The organism is Clostridium pacaense (assembly GCF_020709765.2).
Taxonomy (GTDB): Bacteria; Bacillota; Clostridia; order Lachnospirales; family Lachnospiraceae; genus Enterocloster; species Enterocloster hominis.
Genome location: NZ_JAJFEB020000002.1, coordinates 433,911 through 452,943 on the forward strand (window position 1 = coordinate 433,911; position 19,033 = coordinate 452,943).

At 47.9% G+C, this 19,033-nt stretch carries 15 protein-coding genes and 1 tRNA gene; 7 read left to right on the plus strand and 9 right to left on the minus strand.

The window, feature by feature from the left end:
• Positions 1-5: 5 nt before the first annotated feature.
• The 4 genes from LK536_RS35500 to LK536_RS35515 all read right to left on the minus strand — a co-directional run bounded on the left by LK536_RS35500 (position 6) and on the right by LK536_RS35515 (position 6,160).
• Positions 6-3,092 (minus strand): alpha-mannosidase, encoded by a 3,087-nt coding sequence (locus LK536_RS35500; RefSeq protein ID WP_227794704.1) that lies wholly within the window; start codon positions 3,090-3,092, stop codon positions 6-8.
• Positions 3,093-3,106: 14 nt separating this feature from the next.
• Positions 3,107-3,955: a carbohydrate ABC transporter permease gene (locus tag LK536_RS35505; protein WP_227794705.1), complete on the minus strand. Its 849-nt coding sequence runs from the start codon at positions 3,953-3,955 to the stop codon at positions 3,107-3,109.
• Positions 3,956-3,974: 19 nt separating this feature from the next.
• Positions 3,975-4,865 carry a carbohydrate ABC transporter permease gene (locus LK536_RS35510; protein WP_034577133.1) on the minus strand — a complete coding sequence of 297 codons (891 nt, stop codon included), beginning with the start codon at positions 4,863-4,865 and terminating at the stop codon, positions 3,975-3,977.
• A 209-nt stretch (positions 4,866-5,074) separates the two neighbouring features.
• Positions 5,075-6,160: a class I mannose-6-phosphate isomerase gene (locus LK536_RS35515; protein ID WP_227794706.1), complete on the minus strand. Its 1,086-nt coding sequence runs from the start codon at positions 6,158-6,160 to the stop codon at positions 5,075-5,077.
• 318 nt (positions 6,161-6,478) lie between these two features.
• Between LK536_RS35515 and LK536_RS35520 the strand changes: the two genes are divergently transcribed.
• Positions 6,479-7,357 carry a DUF3881 family protein gene (locus LK536_RS35520; RefSeq protein ID WP_025484549.1) on the plus strand — a complete coding sequence of 293 codons (879 nt, stop codon included), beginning with the start codon at positions 6,479-6,481 and terminating at the stop codon, positions 7,355-7,357.
• 78 nt (positions 7,358-7,435) lie between these two features.
• A tRNA-Arg gene (locus LK536_RS35525) sits at positions 7,436-7,509 on the plus strand.
• Positions 7,510-8,097: 588 nt separating this feature from the next.
• Here the strand turns inward: LK536_RS35525 and ulaA are convergent.
• Entirely contained in the window at positions 8,098-9,408 is a 1,311-nt protein-coding gene (gene ulaA, locus LK536_RS35530; protein WP_025484551.1) for a PTS ascorbate transporter subunit IIC, read from the minus strand.
• A gap of 48 nt (positions 9,409-9,456) precedes the next feature.
• Positions 9,457-9,747 carry a PTS sugar transporter subunit IIB gene (locus LK536_RS35535; protein ID WP_025484552.1) on the minus strand — a complete coding sequence of 97 codons (291 nt, stop codon included), beginning with the start codon at positions 9,745-9,747 and terminating at the stop codon, positions 9,457-9,459.
• Between the two features lie 337 nt (positions 9,748-10,084).
• Between LK536_RS35535 and LK536_RS35540 the strand changes: the two genes are divergently transcribed.
• The 5 genes from LK536_RS35540 (at position 10,085) to LK536_RS35560 (ending at position 14,674) form a co-directional block, all read left to right on the plus strand.
• Positions 10,085-10,555, plus strand: coding sequence for a PTS sugar transporter subunit IIA (locus LK536_RS35540; RefSeq protein WP_025484553.1), 471 nt, complete (start codon positions 10,085-10,087; stop codon positions 10,553-10,555).
• Between the two features lie 34 nt (positions 10,556-10,589).
• Positions 10,590-11,648 (plus strand): SIS domain-containing protein, encoded by a 1,059-nt coding sequence (locus LK536_RS35545; protein ID WP_227794707.1) that lies wholly within the window; start codon positions 10,590-10,592, stop codon positions 11,646-11,648.
• Positions 11,649-11,683: 35 nt separating this feature from the next.
• A complete protein-coding gene (locus LK536_RS35550; RefSeq protein ID WP_025484555.1) occupies positions 11,684-12,790 on the plus strand; it encodes an SIS domain-containing protein in 1,107 nt (368 codons plus the stop codon).
• A 65-nt stretch (positions 12,791-12,855) separates the two neighbouring features.
• The gene (locus LK536_RS35555; RefSeq protein ID WP_227794708.1) at positions 12,856-13,725 is read left to right on the plus strand and encodes a transketolase; all 870 of its coding nucleotides are present in this window, start codon (positions 12,856-12,858) and stop codon (positions 13,723-13,725) included.
• Complete coding sequence (locus LK536_RS35560; protein WP_025484557.1) at positions 13,709-14,674, plus strand: transketolase family protein; 966 nt, start codon at positions 13,709-13,711, stop codon at positions 14,672-14,674. Before LK536_RS35555 ends, LK536_RS35560 begins: the two co-directional genes overlap by 17 nt.
• 97 nt (positions 14,675-14,771) lie before the next feature.
• On the opposite strand, the gene LK536_RS35565 is transcribed toward LK536_RS35560, so the two are convergent.
• The 3 genes from LK536_RS35565 to LK536_RS35575 all read right to left on the minus strand — a co-directional run bounded on the left by LK536_RS35565 (position 14,772) and on the right by LK536_RS35575 (position 18,975).
• On the minus strand, positions 14,772-15,536 hold the full coding sequence (locus LK536_RS35565) for a DeoR/GlpR family DNA-binding transcription regulator (RefSeq protein WP_025484558.1): 765 nt from the start codon (positions 15,534-15,536) through the stop codon (positions 14,772-14,774).
• 173 nt (positions 15,537-15,709) lie between these two features.
• Complete coding sequence (gene abc-f, locus LK536_RS35570; RefSeq protein ID WP_331472065.1) at positions 15,710-17,329, minus strand: ribosomal protection-like ABC-F family protein; 1,620 nt, start codon at positions 17,327-17,329, stop codon at positions 15,710-15,712.
• A 17-nt stretch (positions 17,330-17,346) separates the two neighbouring features.
• A complete protein-coding gene (locus LK536_RS35575; RefSeq protein WP_331472066.1) occupies positions 17,347-18,975 on the minus strand; it encodes an MATE family efflux transporter in 1,629 nt (542 codons plus the stop codon).
• Positions 18,976-19,033 lie beyond the last annotated feature (58 nt).

Here is a 19,033-nt window from a genome sequence, read left to right on the forward strand (position 1 = left end):
CCATTTTATTTATGTTTGCATGTTACTTTATAGGTTTTTATTTCATACGGATGAATGGTAAACCGTATCTGCCCGTCCGTTACGGGAACATCCTCCAGATGCCGCTCCAGCAGGTCCGTCTCCTCACATGACGCCACAGGGAATCCCATCGTGAGAACCACGTCATTGACCGTATTGTATGTCTCGAATATCCTGAGCACGATTTCCTCCCCGTCCTCTGATTTCTTAACGGTATCAATGACAATATTATCACAGTTGGTGCGGATATAGGAATATTCATCCCTGGCGGCTTTTCCGGCCTGGACCAGAAGAGGGACATTGACCTCATATCCGGCCTGGGCCACCCTGCCTTCTTTTATCCCGCCGTCATGTGGATAGAACCAGTAGGAGAATGTATGGACTCCCTTATCACATGAATCCGATGGGAAATCCGCACTCCTTAAAAGACTCAGCACCATATCGGAATCCTGGATGGTATAACCGTATTTACAGTCATTCATCAGGGCCGCGCCGTGGCTTCCATCCGAGATATCGCCCCATTTATGTCCGCACACCTCGAACCGCGCCTCATCATAGCTGGTGGTGGAATGGTTTGGATGTTCCACATTGCCGAAGGCAATATCATATCTGGCTGTCAGCGTATGTATATCCGCAGGGAATTCCACCCTGAGCATCTTCTGCCTTTCATCCCAGTCCACCCTGGTCCTGAATTCCATAAGCGGGGCATGATGGTACATGATGATATCCTGCTCCACCGAAGAATGATGGACCGACTTCCTGACGGAAAGGACCGTATATAAGTCATTGTGTTCTTTTATGCACTGGCTGGTTCCGGTAAATGGGAACGGGGCCTTGTCCTCCCTCTTTGTGGTTACCTCCCATGCAGATCCCCACTCCACCGGGATGTCTTCCTGAAGTTTAAGACGGTTGCCCTTCCTTCCATCCTTTAGTATCTGGCGTCCCGTTGTCTTATCAAATACAGAGACAAGTTCACCGTCCCCGTCAATCCCTACCTGAAGCCAGTCATTGCTTATCTGCGTGATTCCATTTTCCTGTGTTAACGCGGCCTTTGACTGTGCGGCCAGGCCGTCTGTCCTGTGGGTGAGGTAATATACCTTGTACCCCAGGGCCGGCACATCCTCTGCCAGGAAGTCAATGGTACCGTCCTCTTTCAGGGTCTGTACCGGGTATGCGCCCTTTCCATCCACCACAGCCTCATATCCCCTGCCGTCAATGGATACCACCTGCCTGCGGTTCCAGGACAGGGTATTATATACGGTTACCGCCGCTTCATCCGGCTGGGCCATACATCTGAGGTTCTGCCGGATGCTCTCCTGCCCGATTCCTGCAATCTCCCCATACTCCCGGTCGCACTCCTCATAGACTTCGCGTATACAGGTTCCCGGCAGGATATCATGGAACTGATTCAACAGTATCTTTTTCCATCCTGCCTCCAGGTCCGCGCCCTGATAGGCACCATTTTCCAGATACTGGAATACAGACACGATTTCCGCATCGCGGAATAAAAGCTCGCTCTTACGGTTGTTCTTTTTATTGTTGGCGGCAGTGGTATAGGTACCCCTGTGTTTTTCAAAGTATAGTTCCCCTGCCCATACAGGATAATCCTTTTCCTTGTCCAGCCCGTCAAAATACTGTTTTACGGTCCCAACCGTAACTTCAGGCATCATGGGAACCCTGTTAAGCCTTGTCACGGACTCCAGCATTTCCTTTGTGACGCCTCCGCCTCCGTCCCCATGTCCATAAAGGTAGAGAAGGGGGTCTCCATTTTCCTTGTTCTTAAAATAATCCATGGACTGCCTTACGCCGTCCGCGGATAAGTCACCGTTGTACAGTCCCAGTCCCCTCTGCGTGCACATGGACATCATCCCGGATAAGACCTCCGTGCCGTCCAGCCCCCTCCATTTGAAGACGCTGTATGGGAATTCATTGGTCTCGTTCCAGGTCAGCTTCGTGGTAAAGAAATAATCCGTGCCAGCCTTCTTGAGGATCTGGGGCATTGCAGATGAATATCCGAATACATCGGGCAGGAAGCAGATATTGGAATCGCTCCCCAGTTCCTTCTGGTAGAACCGCTTTCCATACATGATCTGCCGGACAAATGATTCGCCGCTTATAAGATTGCAGTCCGGCTCCAGATACATGCTTCCCAGCGTTTCCCAGCGCCCCTCCTTTACCCGCTCCTTTATCTGTTCAAACAGCTCCGGGTAGTATTTCTGGGCCATCTCATAGAGGACCGGCATGCTCTGGCAGAACTTGAAGCTTTCATATTGCTCCATCAGGCGCAGCATGCTGGAAAATGTCCTGCTCACCTTTCGGACTGTCTCCTTTAAGGGCCAGTGCCATGCCACGTCAATGTGGGAATGCCCTGCAAAATACATCCTTACCGGTATCTTAATCTGCCCATACCTGGCAATGGACTCCACATATTCACTAAGGGCCTGTTTCACGCTCTCATCAAAGGTATCCTGTTCTGAATAATCCAGTTTCAGCAGGGATTGGTAAATCACATGCAGGACACGCTGTTTTGTATACTCCTCGCCGCAGCCCACGATAAAGTCAAATCCAGTCTTAACCTCAAAGTAAAAATCCCATGCCGGCCTGTTAATGGCGGCAACCTCTGACTGGGTTATCACAACATCTGTCTTAAACGCATTATCGCTGTCTAAAATCAGGTCCTTACAGTATGTCTCAATCTCAACCTCATATTCCTCCCCGCCCTGGGCGCAATCGGACAGCAGGATCATATTCCGGTTAAAATCCAGTCCGTTATAATGGTTCCCGTTGACGGAAACACAGCCCTCGCCCCCGACCTTAAGCAGCAGGACAGCTGTTTCGCCTTTATAGCCGTCATCCAGTACGATCCGGTTCCTGAGGAATACGGTCAGGTCCGGCTTACCAACATGGATTCCCTCCGGCAGTTCCTCCCATTCCCCATCCATCATCTCATATTCTTCGGGATGGCGGTAATAACCTTCCTTTGCCATCCATCCTTTCACAGGCGTTTTGTGCCTGTACAGCATCTGTTCCAGACGGTTAAGCTCTGACTGGATCTTCTTTTCAACCTTTAACATATATGCCTCCTCTTTTATCCTTTTAGTCCTGATGTGCTGACCCCGTCCACAAAGTACTTCTGAAGGCAGAAGAACATCACGATTGCCGGAAGCACGGAACACAGTGCCATGGCCATGACCGCCCCCCAGTTATCGGCCCCGGTTGCGTCAATGGTGGTGCGCATTGCCAGGGCAACCGTATACAGGTCAACCTTTGTCAGGTAAATCAGCTGGTTCTGGAAATCATCCCAATTCCACATGAATGCAAAGATGGCAACTGAGAACAGCGATGGTTTGCACAGCGGGAATATGATCCTTACAATGATACTGAAGGTGGAGCATCCGTCTATCTTGGCAGCCTCATCCAGTTCCTTTGGTATCCCTTTGATGAACTGGGCCACCAGATAGATGAAGAAACCGCCTCCGTTCCCAACCCCCAGGGCCGTCGGTATGATAAAGGGAAGATATGTATTAAGCCAGCCTATCTTACTGAACACCACGTACCGGGACACAAGGGTGGTGGTGGCCGGAAGCATGATTGTCAGGAATAAGACGCTGAACCAGAATGACTTAAACCTAAAGTTCACCCTTGCAAAGGCATAGCCCACAAACAGGCTGATCACAAGGCTGCACACCACACAGCTGATGACCACAAAGAACGTATTCATAAAAAATTTCCCAAAGGTATATGGCCTGACTAATTTCCATCCTGCTGCAAAGTTGTCAAACCGGAACTGGCTTGGAAGCAGGTCCGGGCTTGACAGCACCTCCGGGGAGGGCTTGAGCGCCGCAAATATCATCCATATCAGTGGATACAGCATGATCAGGCCCAGAAGGCTGATCAGGACATATATAATAATTTTTGTAAACGTACTCCGTTTCATTGCGATTCCCCCTCCTCCCCTAATCATCATAATTCAGGAACTTCTTCTCCAGCAGGTGCAGGATAAGCGCGGTGCCTGCAATCATGACCAGCAATGCCCAGGATAAGGCAGATGCATAGCCCACATTGAAATATTTGAATGCATGCTGATACAGGTAAATCACGTAAAGCATGGTGGAATTTAAAGGACCGCCTCTTCCGTTGAAGATGGTATACGGTGCCGCGAACATCTGGAACGCGTTGATGGTCTGCATCAGGATGTTAAATGACATCATCGGCATGATGCCCGGCAGCGTTATATGGATGAATTTGGCCATCCTGCCCGCGCCGTCCACACTTGCCGCCTCATACAGCGAAGATGGAATCTGTTTCAGTCCGGCCAGGAAAACCACCATGGACGAACCGAACTGCCATACCGTTAACAGGGAAATGGTAAACAGCGTGTATTTGGGATTCCCCAGCCACGATACCCCCTCAATCCCAATCTGTGCCAGCAATGCATTGATTACGCCGTCCTTTACAAACAGGGCCTTCCACAGGATTGCAACCGCAATACTGGATCCAAGGATGGACGGGATATAGTAAACCGTCCGGAAGATTCCAATCCCCTTAATCTTCATGTTCAGTATCAGGGCAATACAGAGGGCAAAGATTATCTTGGCCGGCACCGCTATGAACACATACTTGAAGGTAACCTTGACCGACTGGTAAAACACGTCATCCTTAAACATTTTCCCATAATTGTCCAGGGCTATGAAGGACGGCTCGTTCAGCAGGTTATAATTCGTAAATGACATTAGGAAACTATGTACAATGGGCCAGAGCTGGAAACAGATAATCCCTATGATCCATGGTAAAATCAGGATATAACCTATCAGGTTGGCCCTGGTCTGAATTTTTTTCTGACTCATCAGTCGCTTTACCCCCTTGTCAATTCTCTTGCTGTTATTTTAGGTTTTTTATGGCAGTATCACAACGGTACAAAACCTCACTTTCTCTTCTATTTCTACAAAGTTTATATATTTGTTTTTATTTTGTTTAATTATTGTGCAATTTATACAATTGCAGGTCATCATCGTGGATATCCTCCTATTCCGGGCCTCGCATCGTGGATATCTACCTATTCTGGGCCTCGCATCATCAACAGGGAAACCGGCTCATTGCCAATACTGGTTATGGTGTATTCCCCGGAGGCAGCCGGTATGAAGAACTGGTCGTTCCTCCCAACTGTATATTCATGGGTGCTGCTCTTTAATATGCCTTTACCCGAAAGTACATAAAGGCACCCATATACCCCGTCCCCTTTAAAGCTGCATGTGCCATCCGCCTCCATCCTCTCTATCCGGAAACATGGCGTATCCTTATATCCGATGATGCTGCGTTTAATCCCCTGGCTCCATTCCACGTCCTCCGCACGGATGCAGAACTGTTCCCTTACCTCCTCCTCACTCATGCCGCAATAGGAAAAGCAGTCAAACATCGTCTCAAAGCCCAGACCCTGATGGCACATCCTGTCATCTATCCGGAACCCGGACGGCGTTACCTTCTCAACCCTTATGGTGTAATCCGTGGGTTCCTGGACTTCAATTATCATACAGCCGCTTCCGATTGCATGGGGAACCCCTCCCTTTACAAGATACGTTTCCCCGGGCTTTACCTGGATTCTGTTCAGCAGGCTTAACATTTTATCATAGTCCTGCCGCTCAAAGCACCTGACCCATTCCTCCCTGGTGATTCCTTCCTTAAAACCCAGATAGATACAGGCCGGTTCCCGCCCGTCACTTCTGGCCCCCAGTATGTACCAGCATTCCGTCTTGCCAAACCGGCTGTTGAAAAGACGTCCGGCCGTCACGTTGTCCGGATGGACCTGTATGGTCAGCCGCTCCTCACTGTCTATCATCTTAATCAGGACTCCCGTTGACGCACCCCATCTGTCCACGTGGTCCTTTCCCAGCATTTCCTCCGGATTGGACAGGATGAGCTGTTTCAGGGAAATTTCCCTGTCTTCATCCAGACAGCAGATTCCTTCCTCAATGTCCTCCCTCCCCACATTCAGCGCCCTTGTTGTGGAAAACATCCATTCCTCCGGGAAATGGTCATCCTCCGCGCCTTCCCCGCCGTGAAGGCGTCCGATTTCCCTGCCCCCGGTATAGGTCCTCCACACCCGCTCGCCCCTGAGTTTCAATGGCTCATATGAATTTGACATTTTCTGCTTCCCCTTCCTCCATCATTGATTATTTTACTGCCAGGGCACATGGGGACCTCTGTTTTGGCCCGTAATCCCCCGGTTTATTTCCAGCATAAAAGATTCTGCTTTTTATGCAACGGTGCAATCCATCAAAAAATCCTCAATTCTTTTAATTCCGCGGATAATTTGGCCTGTCCAAAGAAAAAATACTGGTAATCTGCTATAAAGTAGTATATAATGGGCAAAGATGATGAGGCGAAGGTGTTCCTTTTGCCTCTTTGTTGTCTGATAAACAATTTTGCTTATGATAATAGATTCAGGAAAGAAGGTGACAACATGCATAAGTTTATGCGGACCATTGGATTCAGTATGTACCAGAAGAAACAGGATATGGAAAAGCTGCTGCGGCGCCTGGCAAAAGAGGCTGAGCGCATAGGACAGTTATCCGAACGGGAAGGCAGTACGTTCTGCGAACTGCGGGCAGAGACAGCCCCTGGCATGGGTGTTGCCATGGCTGGTGAGATGAGCCCCAAGGGAACCTTCAGCCGGGAATACTACTATCCTTACGTTACCGGAACAGATATAAGCTCTGATGCGGAGTGTTCCATCCAGCGCCATACGGAACGGGAGACATACGCCGGGCTACTGGATGAATACAGGGTGGGGATTTCCCTGATTTTCTATATAGAAAATTCCATGGAGTACCGTATGCGGCATGCTGGGCGCCAGGCAGTCCTTCCCCACGGCGCAGCCCTCACAGGTCTGTGTGTCCAGGGCAGGGTCCTGCTTCCCATCCAGAAAACCGAACAGCAGGCCGAGGATTCCAGACAGGCTGCCCGCAAGCGCAGCAATCTCCTGGAAGCAGCCAAGCGCGGGGACGAGGACGCCATCGAGACGCTGACCATTGAAGACATTGACCTTTATTCCATGGTGTCCAGGCGCATTGCGCACGAGGATGTGTATTCCATCATAGAAACCTGCTTCATGCCCTGCGGCGTTGAGTGCGACCAGTATTCGGTCATTGGGGAGATTACAGCGGTTGCCCTGAACAAAAACAGGATTACAGGCGAGGAGATTTACAACCTGACCCTGGACTGCAACGACATGGTTTTCCACGTGATAATCAACAAACAGGACCTTTTAGGAGAGCCTAAAACAGGCCGCCGTTTCAAAGGACAGGTGTGGATGCAGGGAACTGTGAAATTTGAGGCTTGATTTTTTTTCAAATATAGGTTATTATATATTGCGGACCGTATGAATTACGGCCCGCAGTAAAATGCATGTGATGCATATGTTTCTGTAGCTCAGCAGGATAGAGCGTCCGCCTCCTAAGCGGAAGGCCAGCGGTTCGAATCCGCTCAGGAACAGGAAAAAGCCGGAAACCTTGTTTTTATCAGGTTTCCGGTATTTTTGTTTTGTAGTTTTTTCGCAATCTACGAATTTTCCGCAATCTTCGGACAACATTGTCCCAATTAAAACTTATGGCGGGGAATGATACAGTCATTCATTTATCCTATGGATTGATGTGAGGTAAAAATAATATGGAGTTTAGAAGATTAACCACCAGTAAGCATGATATGTATCATAAGGCGATTGCTTTATACAAAGATAGTTTCCCAATTCATGAACAAAGAGAAAGCGGTTTACAAATCGGTATCATGGACTTTCTGCAATTCTTATGTTGTCTGCATGCATAAAACCTTGAAAATCCCCGGCATCAGATTCTAGGGTGTGCTTTGCCCTAAGGGGGGACTTTGGGCGGATTCCTTAGGGCAGCTGGCGGGAATGAATTTTCAAACACATCCTAGGATATTATGACGGTCTTATCACAGGTGTATGCAAAATAAAACAGCACATAAAAAGCCGGGAACCTTGAAATATCAGTGTCCCCGGCTTTACTGTGTTATCCAGAGCCCTTCTTGCCAATCAGTCATCCAAATCACTGCAGAACGGATTCAGCCAATCCCAAACAGGCCAGCTATGAATTTCAGCACCCAGGAATAGAACAGGCTCATGGAAACGCAGTCCACATCCGTCATTGTATAGGCCGCCAGGGACGGCAATCCCTCAATAAAAATCTGGCCCAGATACGGTGCAACCAGTGCAGGCAATAAAGATATAAATAAACCGTGTACAATACACGCAATAATCGTACCGCGCCGGCCGCCTGTTGCATTGGCAAAAATACCGGCCGTGCCTCCGGCAAAGAAATTGGACATAATTCCCGGAATAACCATGGGTAATCCAAATACAGGCCATAGGAACATCCCCACTACGGTGCCTATTGTCGTGAATACAAAGCCGTACACAATGGCATTAGGTGCAAAGGTAAAAAGTACCGGGCAATCCAATGCGGGACGTGCACCAGGTACCACCTTCTCAGCAATTCCTGCGAATGCGGGAACCAGCTCCGCAATAAGCAGGCGGACTCCAGTAAGGAGGACAAAGAGACCTGCACAGAACGTAATACCTTGTATGATGGCAAATACAATGTAATTTTTATCTCCAGCTGCTTCAGCAACCACTTCTGGTCCGGCCAAAGCCGCCATGATGACATATAATGGAATCATCACGGATCCCACTGCAAGATATGTATCCTGTAAAAAAGAAAGTCTGGCTGGGAATTTTATATCCTCAGTCGATTTTGAAACATCACCTGTCAGCTTTGAAACACCTGCACTTAGCAGATAGCCTAATGTACAAAAATGCCCAAGGGCAATATCATCGCTGCCTGTAATCTTACGGACAATGGGCTGTGCAAGCGCCGGAAATAGAATACAGCATATCCCGCCAAGTACAGCGCCAATAAGAACGGCACTCATATGGCTAAATCCACACAGACCAACACCAAACAATATACTGGCCATAGCCATATAGATTGGGGCCTCTCCATTAAGGAATACATACTTCCATCTGGTCACGCGCGCAATAACCAGATTAACAACAAATATGCCTGCATATGCCAAGGCAATATCACGGCCTATCATATCATTCTGCATTGCAACGGCCAGCACCGCTTCAATGGATGCCACCGAACCCTGGATTCCAAGTCCCGCCGCAAACCATGTGCCAAAAGGTTCCAGCGCCCCCACGATAACGCCTGAACCAGCAGACAGGATCATAAATCCCATCATTGTCTTAAATGTGCCGCTAAAGCAGGCGCCAGCGGATTTTTTTTGTAAAATCAGCCCCAGCAGGGCAACAAGCCCCAATACCATTGCTGCATTTATCAGGATGTTATCAATGATAAATGTTAATATACCCATACTTACCTCCTTTTGTCCATACAGGATACCTTCTAAACTACTGCATATTTATAACCAGTCATTCTCTTGCAAAACCATCTGCAGCTTTTCCCGAATCTCCTGTCTGTTAACCAGACTTTTTAGATAGATTTTATTGGGGAACAATTTAAATGTATCGAATTGGGTTTTAAAGTTGATTCCAGCTATCAGGATATCCGCCTGCTTAGAAGCAGCGGACAGCATGTCACTATGATCCACATGTGCCTGCACCCCCAACTCTTTTAAAACTGCCTCTACCGCCATCTGGCACACTAAGCTGCTGCCGCAGCCATTGCCACAAACCATCAGTATATTAATCATTGTATCTTCACACCCCCTTTCCATATAAAATCAAATTGCATATCTTGCTTGAAATTGCAAAATATTTGTTTCTTTTAACAAATATACGATTTTTTATTTCAAAACCAATCATTTCCTTTCTTTTATCATAAACCTTTATTCGAAAATGTCAATATATTTTTAGAACAAAAGAGCATTTTTTTCAACACCATGAACAAAACTTCACAAAAATCCCCCTGGCTGCCAGCAAAAAAGCAAATTACAAAAAATATTTCTTGCAATATCTTGCAATTATTCACAAAAAAGTTTATAATGGCCTCATCAAATGTTAAAACTTGAGTGAAAGGAGAAAAGTACCATGCTTTTTAAAGATATTGTAGATGCTAAACGCTACGCTTTTTTTAACAGTGCCGATGACTGGCGTGATGCCATTCACAAAAGCTGCCGCCCTCTTGTAAAGACAGGCTGTGCAACAACGGATTATGAAGAGCGCATCATCCAATGCGTAGAGGAATTTGGTCCCTATATTGTAATCGTACCCGGATTGGCTATTCCGCACTCAACAAAAGGCTCTCCGGGTGTCACCCGGACTGCCATTGCTTTTACAAAATTTGAACAGCCGGTATCCTTCGACCCGGCAGACAGGGAAAAAGATGCCACGCTTTTCTTCACGCTCGCAGCTGTGGATGATGAAAAACATCTGGAAAATATGCGTCAGTTGTTTACCATCCTTTCAAACGATCAGATACTGGAACAGCTATCACATGTAAAAAGCGAAGACGACCTGCTGGAATTAGATAAAGCCCTTAGCCAGATGCCGTTCGTATAATAACGCAAAAATTAATTTAAAAGGAGGATTATTTATGATTGACACAAGCGGTTCCATTTTCTGGAGGGAAATCTTCCAGCAGCCAGAGGCTGTCGCTGACTGTATTGCGGCAAACCGTGATCTTTGCCGGCAGATTGGCGAGGAGGTGAAAACCCGCGGTATTAAAACAGCGGTATTGGTAGGACGCGGTTCCAGCGACCATGCAAACCTGGTCGGGCGCTATCTGCTGGAAACAAAATGCGGCATGATAGCAAGCATCAGTGCCCCCAGCGTTGTCACAGCTTATAAGGCATCCCCGGATTACTCCAACGTCTTGATGATAGCCGTATCCCAATCCGGCGCGGCTCAGGATATCTTTGAAGTAATGAAAGCATGCGACAGCCAGGGCGGTGTCTGTGTGAGCATTACAAATGTGGAGGATTCCCTGATGACACAGGCCGGCAGCTACAGACTCAATAACCATTGCGGCCCGGAACAAAGCATCACTGCGGGAAAGTCATATATGACGCAGGTGACCATACTCACCATGATTGCCGCATACATATCCGGCGATGAAGAATTGCTGGACACCTTGGACAAAGCCCCGGAAATCGTAACCGCCGCCCTTACGGGATTGGAAGCACAGGTACGCGATGTTGTACGTTTTTACAGGGAAACCGAACATCTCCTGCTGGTGGGACGCGGGTTAATGGATGCCGTGGCCAATGAAGCCGAATTAAAGATACAGGAAACAAGTTACCTGGATGCACGCTGTTATGGTTCGGCCGATTACCGGCACGGCCCCATTGCCACTGCCCAGCGGTTCACCCCATATATGTTTTTCCTGGCAGACGAAAAAACAAATTACTGCGGCGAGGCATTACTTAAACGCCTGAAGGAAGAAACAGGTATCTGGTGTACGGTGATAACAAATAAGCCAGAACTTACCGTCCTTGGCGATACAAGCGTGCTGCTTCCTCCGGAATACGATGGCATAAAGGCTGTATTTACGGCCGCCGTATTCGCACAGATGTTCTCCTGCCTGTGCAGCCTAAGCCGCGGCTTTGACCCGGACGCTCCCAAGGGAGTAAGCAAGAAGACCGTTACCATTTAGTTTCCCTCCGCAGAAAACAGAAAGGATTGAAAATCATGAGCACAACAGAGATTTCCATGCTGCGCTATATCCAGGAAACCCCCGCCCAGGTACGTGCCAATATTGAGGACAGCAGGCATCTGACCGGACGCATGGTGGACCTCTACCTAAGCCGCCCGTACCGGACCATATGGTTAGTCGCCTGCGGTTCAAGCTGTAATGCCTGTCATTGTGCACGCTACTATATGAAGAGCCGGCTTGGCGCAGAAGTAAAAATTGTCACTCCCTTCACATTCAACCACTATGAACATGACATGACACCAGAGGATTTCGTGGTATGCATTTCCCAAAGCGGATGCAGCACAAACACAATCGAATCACTGCGCCTGTGCCGGAAACTGGGCGTTCCGGCCATAGGGCTTACAGGCAATATCCACTCTGATTTCAAGAATGAGGCGGATGAAGTCATTGATTTCGGCCTGGGCGGTGAAAAACTGGATTTTGTCACAAAAGGAGTCGTAACCCTGACAGCCTTTTTAATGCTGTTTGCCCTTCATGCGGCCCACGCACAAAACATACTCAGCGATGAGGACGTAATGGCGGACAAAAATCAAATGATGGCCTGCATGGACAGCTACGATGCTCTGATTGCAGCATATCCCGCCTATTTTGAGGCAAACAAACAAAAGCTCCTTTCCATGGAACGTGTATATCTCATCGGCGCCGGAGCAAATTATGGCACCGCTTTGGAAGGTGCAGTAAAAATTGGTGAAACCGTACATATCCTGGCTGTGGGATACGAGATAGACGAATCCATCCACGGCCCCCAGATCCAGTTAACGCCCAATTATAATCTTTTCTTTTTAGACCCGGGCGACGAAACAAGCGCACGTATCCGGCAGGAATGGCAGGCCGCGCAAAAAATAACAGACCGCGTATTTGCCCTTTCCAACAATCCCGCCCTCAAAGGGGCAGGAGTAATGCGTGTACCTGCAGTGGAAGACGAGTTGTTCAGCCCGCTGTACAGCCTTGCATTCGTACAGCTGACCGCCTATTATGTTGCCGAGACAAACTACACCTGGCATCAGCATCCGTTAATGCAGGATTTTAAAACGATGCTGTCAGGCAAGTCCGACACATATAAGGCCTATGACTGCACTTAATAATCCTTATCCCACGGCCTTGGCCGCACTGCATTCAAAAAATCCACTTTAAGGAGGTATGATTCATGGAAGCAACAGAGCGTAAGATACTAAAAAAATTCTCGGCACAGCTCAGGATTAATCAATTGGAAATGTTTAAACAGCGGGGTATGGGACATATCGGCGGATGCCTGTCCGTTACGGAACTTATCAGTGTACTATATGGGAAGCAAATGAAATATGATCCAGACAATCCTGATTGGGAGGGCCGCGATTACCTGGTCATGAGCAAAGCCCACGCAGCTCCCGCGGTGGAGGCTGCATTGGCTGAAAAAGGATTTTTTGATAAACAGCTTTTACTCACAATGGATAATATCGGCACCCATATCCCAAGCCATGTCGACCGTCTGTTAACCCCCGGCATTGATGTTACCGGAGGTTCCCTGGGGCAGGGCGCCAGTATTGCCGCAGGAATTGCCTACGGACTGAAACATGATGGTATTAATGACCAGTATGTGTATGTATGCATTGGTGACGGCGAGCTTAATGAAGGGCAGAACTGGGAGGCCTTCCAGTTCATGGCCCACAATGGTTTAAATAACTGTATCGTATTTATTGACAATAACAAACGCCAGCATGACGGATACTGTAACGATGTACTTAAGCCTTTCAGCTATGAAGAAAAAATGAAGGCATTCGGATTTTGGTGCAAAACAGTAGACGGAGCCAGTGAGGAAGCCATAGACAATGCAATCGAAGAAGCTAAACAGATAAACGGCAAAGCTATCTGCATCGTTCTGGATACAATCAAAGGCCAGGGCGTAAAATACTATGAAGACATGCCGGACAACCATTCCCCTAAGGTATTTGAAGAAGGACGCGCCATGATTGACGCAGCCATTGCAGAACTAAAAAAATCACAGAGGAGGAGTAAGGGCTATGCTGAAACAAAATAGAACAAAAGAACTGGGCGGCGAACTGCGCAACCAGTTTGGGGCCACCCTGAAAGAACTGGTCGAAAAGGATGACCGGATCATGATACTGGATGCAGACCTTGGCGGCGCATCATTTTTCCTCAGATTTAAGGAAAGCCATCCCGACCGCTTTGTAGATACAGGCATCTGTGAGGCGAATATGTTTGGTGTGGCTGCCGGACTTTCATTGCGGGGATTCACACCGTTTGTACATACAATGGCCGCATTTGTAACGCGGCGCGCCCTTGACCAGCTTTATATCTCATGCGCCTATCAGAAGAACACCATAAATATCTTCGGGTCTGATCCCGGTTTCTGTTCCGGATTTGACGGGGGAAGCCACTCCTGCTTCGAAGATCTTGCCGTCATGCGTACCATCCCCAATGCCATTGTATGCGACCCCTGCGACCAGGTACAGCTGGACTGGATGGTCCGTGAATGCGCATCCCGCCGGGACGGCGCCATACACTACATCCGCGCATACCGCAAAAACGTGCGCGAGGTATACGGGCCTGATACAAGATTCGAGGTAGGAAAAGGCCAGATACTGGTACCTGGTTCTGATGTATTGTTAATAGGCAGCGGATATCTGATGAGCGATGCCCTGGATGCAGCCGAATCCCTGAAGGAAAAAGGCATCAGCGTGGAAGTCGTGGACCCGGTTACCGTAAAGCCCTTTGATGAAGATCTTATCCTTAGGGAAGCCCAGGGCAAAAAGCTGGTAGTAACTTATGAAAACCACAGTATAATAAACGGAATCGGCAGCGCTGTGGCTGACGTGCTGGCAAAGCATGGTGCAGGCGTACCACTGTTAAAGCTTGGCATAAATGATGTATTCGGACAGGTCGGCATAGTGGATTTACTGAAAATAGAATTCAAACTCACAAGCAATGATGCGGTAAACGCCATCTTAACCGCGCTATCCAACTAAAGATACATGATTGTACTACAGTAAAAACCGTCAGGACAAGGTATTGAGATTCTTGGTCCTGACGGTTTCCTGTTTTAAGCCTCATAAAAATTCCATACTAATCATTCTGAACCACGATAAAATTGGGTGGAAGCAGTATATCCTGCTCCTGAGGAGGACTGACTATTATGCTGTCAAATGCACTCAGGTTCGAAAAACGGCAGAAGCTTGTTTTCCCAAGTTTGCTCGAATCAGCCAGAAGGTAGTTCTTATTCGAATACTTCATTGCAACTTCCTTAACAGGGACAGTGTCAATATCATCATTGTAAACCATCTGGTGTACAAGTTCAATTCCCGAACACCCAAAAAAGGCATGGTCGAAATGAAATTGCGACACCATCTTCTCAGTGTATACCCCCATTGTACTCTCATGAAATTGTGTATAATGACCGCCAAGGAGGAAAATATCTACATTCATCTTCTTTAGCCTTCGCGGTATAAGAAGATTATGCGTGACAATCTTAATCTTCTTATCCTGGATAAAATCAATCATGGGAGCAATTGTAGTACCTCCGTCAAGAAACACGCAGTCCCCATCATGGACAAAACTGGCTGCAAATTTTGCAATGGCGTTCTTTTCCTCTGTGTATTCAGCAAGCTTTTCACTGGTCACAAGCGGCGTAACATGATCTGGCACAATCGGTTCCACGCGCTTGGCACCAGAGCGGACACGTACAACAAATCCCTCTTTATCAAGCCGTTCGAAATCACGGCGGACCGTTGCTTCTGAAACATCCAGTTCGGATGCTATTTCCTTAAGTGAAACAGTATTTTTATCCCGCAGCTTATTTAAAATATAGCTGGCGCGTTCTGTTGCAATCATATTATGCACCCCTCACAGTTTAATACTTGCAAATTATTACAAAAAATTGCAAACTCTGTTTGCATTTGTCATATATAGAATAACCTATTCCGCAACAAATTACAAGATGTTTTCTATAAAGAAGTATGCCTGACAGCAAAAGAAAGGAAAACCGCCAACCAGCTATCAATCCCTTAACGCATCCCCTCCTCCCCACCCTCATAATCCTCAACCCGCCCCGACGGCAGCATCAGCACCCGGTTAATCCCAATCTGCTCAACAAACCTCACATTGTGGCTGACCACCAGGATAGTCCCTTCAAACAGCCTGAAGTTCCTTCCGATAACCTCCTGTGTTTCAGGGTCAAGATGATTGGTGGGTTCATCGAGAATAAGGAAATTCGCCTTTTGCAGCAAAATCTTACATAGTGCAATACGGGCCTTTTCGCCTGGTGACAGGACCTCAGCTTTTTTATAGATATCGTCCTCAAAAAACAGAAAATTGCTCAATACGGAACGCAGCTGTTTCACCGGACATCCCTGGGTGCTGACATTTTCCAGGACCGTTTTTTGCAGATCCAGCTGTTCAAGTTCCTGGGCATAATAGGCCACATCTGTTTTGGGATGGAACCGGATTTTTCCTCGGTCCGGGGTATGGATACCCATCATCAGCTTAAGCAGCGTGGACTTTCCAACCCCGTTTTCGCCAACCACCAGGAAACGTTCCTTTCCATTGATATGAAAACTCAGGTCTTTGTACAGATAGGGCTGGTTTGGATAATGAAACCACAGGCCGTCCACCTCCAGAGGGATACCGGCGCCCTCCCGCAGGGGATGGATATCCATTTTCACACGCCTGCAGACCCCTTCGCGTCTGTGCAGCGCATCCTGTTTCTTCTCCAGGCGCAGCGCCCGCTCCTGGCCCATGCGCTTTATGGCATGATTGGTGCGGCTTGCCTGTCTTGCCCGCTGTACAAACCCTGCCAGTTCCTTTATCTCCTTTTCCTCCCTGGCAATCACAAGTTCCCGCAGACGCTTTTCCTGTTCGTATTTCTTCTTGTAAGTATCATAATTTCCATCATATACGGATATCTTGTGCGTGGATTTATTAATGAACAGGACTTTATTTATAATTTGGTTCAGAAAAGCTATGTCATGGCTGATAACCAGGACCATGCCTTTGTAATTCCTTAAAAAATCGGTCACAAATCCCCTTGTCCCAGCGTCCAAATGATTGGTGGGTTCGTCCAGAAGCAGGATTTCCGGCTTCGAGTACAGGAGGCGGGCAAAGGCTATCTTGGATTTCTGGCCCCCGGACAGCCGGTCAAGCGGCATATCCAGCAAATCAATATCAATCTCCATACGTTCAATAATCGTAAGCAGGATACTTTCCGCCTCATAACAATCATAATACTCTAAGCGCGACTGCAGCCGTTCCATCCGTTTTAACAGGCTGGTCTGCTCTAAAGCCTCCGCGGTCTCCAGTTTCTGGTAAACCAGGTTCAATTCATCTTCCAGCCTGCCTACCGGACGCCCTTCCTGCAGATAATCCAGGACCGTACGTGTTTCCTCCTCAATTACGATTTCCTGGGGCAGGTAGCCCATCCGTAAATTTCCTGCCATGATACTGCCGCTGTCTAATTCCTGCTCACCCAGCAGGATACGGAACAGGGTTGTCTTTCCTGCTCCGTTGATGCCAACGATGCCTGCTTTATCGTATTGATTAATGCTAAAATCCGCATCATCGTATATTATTTTATTTCCAAAGGCCAGGTTCATTTTACTGCCTTTCATCATTTTACTGCCTTTCATCATTCTATCCTTTAACCTCCTCAATCTATATCCGGCCCGTCCTCTGCGCCATACGCCGCATCCTTCTTCTGCCCTATTTCCTCTTCCATTACCCGCCCTATTGCCTGTTCCATTTTCTTCCTCATTTTCCGCCCTATTGCCTGTTCCACTTCCTGCCCCATTACCTGTTCCATTTTCTGCCCCATTTTTTGCCCTATTTCCCGTTCTATTTCCTGCCCTATTTCCTGCCCTATTCCCTGCCCATTTTCCTGCCCTATTTCCTGCCCATTTTCCTGCTCCATCTCCAGCTCCACCTGTCCATAAATCAGTCCTCTGCCCTCCCATCCCCTGCTCTTAAAATAAACCCATCCAACCACAGCAGGTATCAAAGGCGAAAGCGCCTGTCCGATATACACACCGGGAAATCCAATCCCGGCAGTAAATGCCAGCAGCCAGCTTACAGGAAGCCTGACAATGACCGCGTCCAACAGGGCATTGATCATGGCAATATTGGCGGAACCGATGCCGATGGCAAAGGAATCAAATGTATACATGACTGCGTATATCAAGCTGTTTACCCCACAGCATATCCTCAAATAAAGGATTCCGTCTTCAATCACATCCGTACTGACCGGGTCAAATAACATGATGATTGGCTTTGCAAAAATCTGTACCAGGATGGCTGCAATGAGGGTAATTGACAGGTTCAGCCCCAGTCCTGCCCTCGTTGTTTCCTTTACCCTTCCTATCTTTTTGGCTCCCATATTCTGGCCCGCCATGGCTGTCACAGCCTGCCCGACTGCCCAGCAGGGCATGCCGGCCAGTGTATTGACCTTTAACCCAACGCCGGAGGCCGCGGCAACTGAGACACCAAAATTGTTAAGCATGCCCGTAATCAACAGATAGGAAATATTGACAACAGCCATCTGAATGGCGGCGGGCAGTCCAACCTTCAAGATAGCAGCCGCCTTATCTCCCTTAATGGTAAAATGATTGGGCCTGAAATCAAAAACAAAGTCTTTTCCCTTTAAATGTACGACAGATATCACAAGGGAAATGCCTTGCGAAAAAACAGTGGCATAGGCAGCGCCTTTTGTCCCTAACCCCAGCGGCCCCACCAGGATGATGTCCAGCACAATATTAACCACGGCGGCAGCCGCAACAAAATAAAGAGGGCTTTTAGAATCCCCTAACCCTTTCATGATGGAACACACAGCATTATAACCAAACACAAATACAGTTCCCCAGCAGATGATCCTCATATATCCGCAGGCGTCCTCCATTGCCTCCAAAGGAACATTCAGTACCCGGAATAGCGGTTCATATACATGAAGCCCCATGACAGTAACAAGAATCGAGGCAATAAAAGCAATTGAGAACAATGTCCCCACGGTCTCCCTCTGTCCCTTTTCATCACCCGCACCTTTATATTGGGCAGCCACCACCGTGCCTCCCATGGTAATGCCGATACACACAGAGTTGATGATAAAGCCAATCATGGACGCATTGCTCACCGCGGCAAGTCCGTTTTTGCCCACTACCCTGCCCACCACCAGCATATCAACAATGCTGTAAAATGATTGCAGTAAGTTAGCCAGCAGTAAGGGAAGCGCAAAGGCAATCAGCTTGCGGGGCACGCTTCCTGTTGTTAAATCCTGTTTATCTTTCATTATTAATCCTTCCTCTCAAAACAAAAAAACAGAGGGACTGCACCAATCCAGTGCGCCC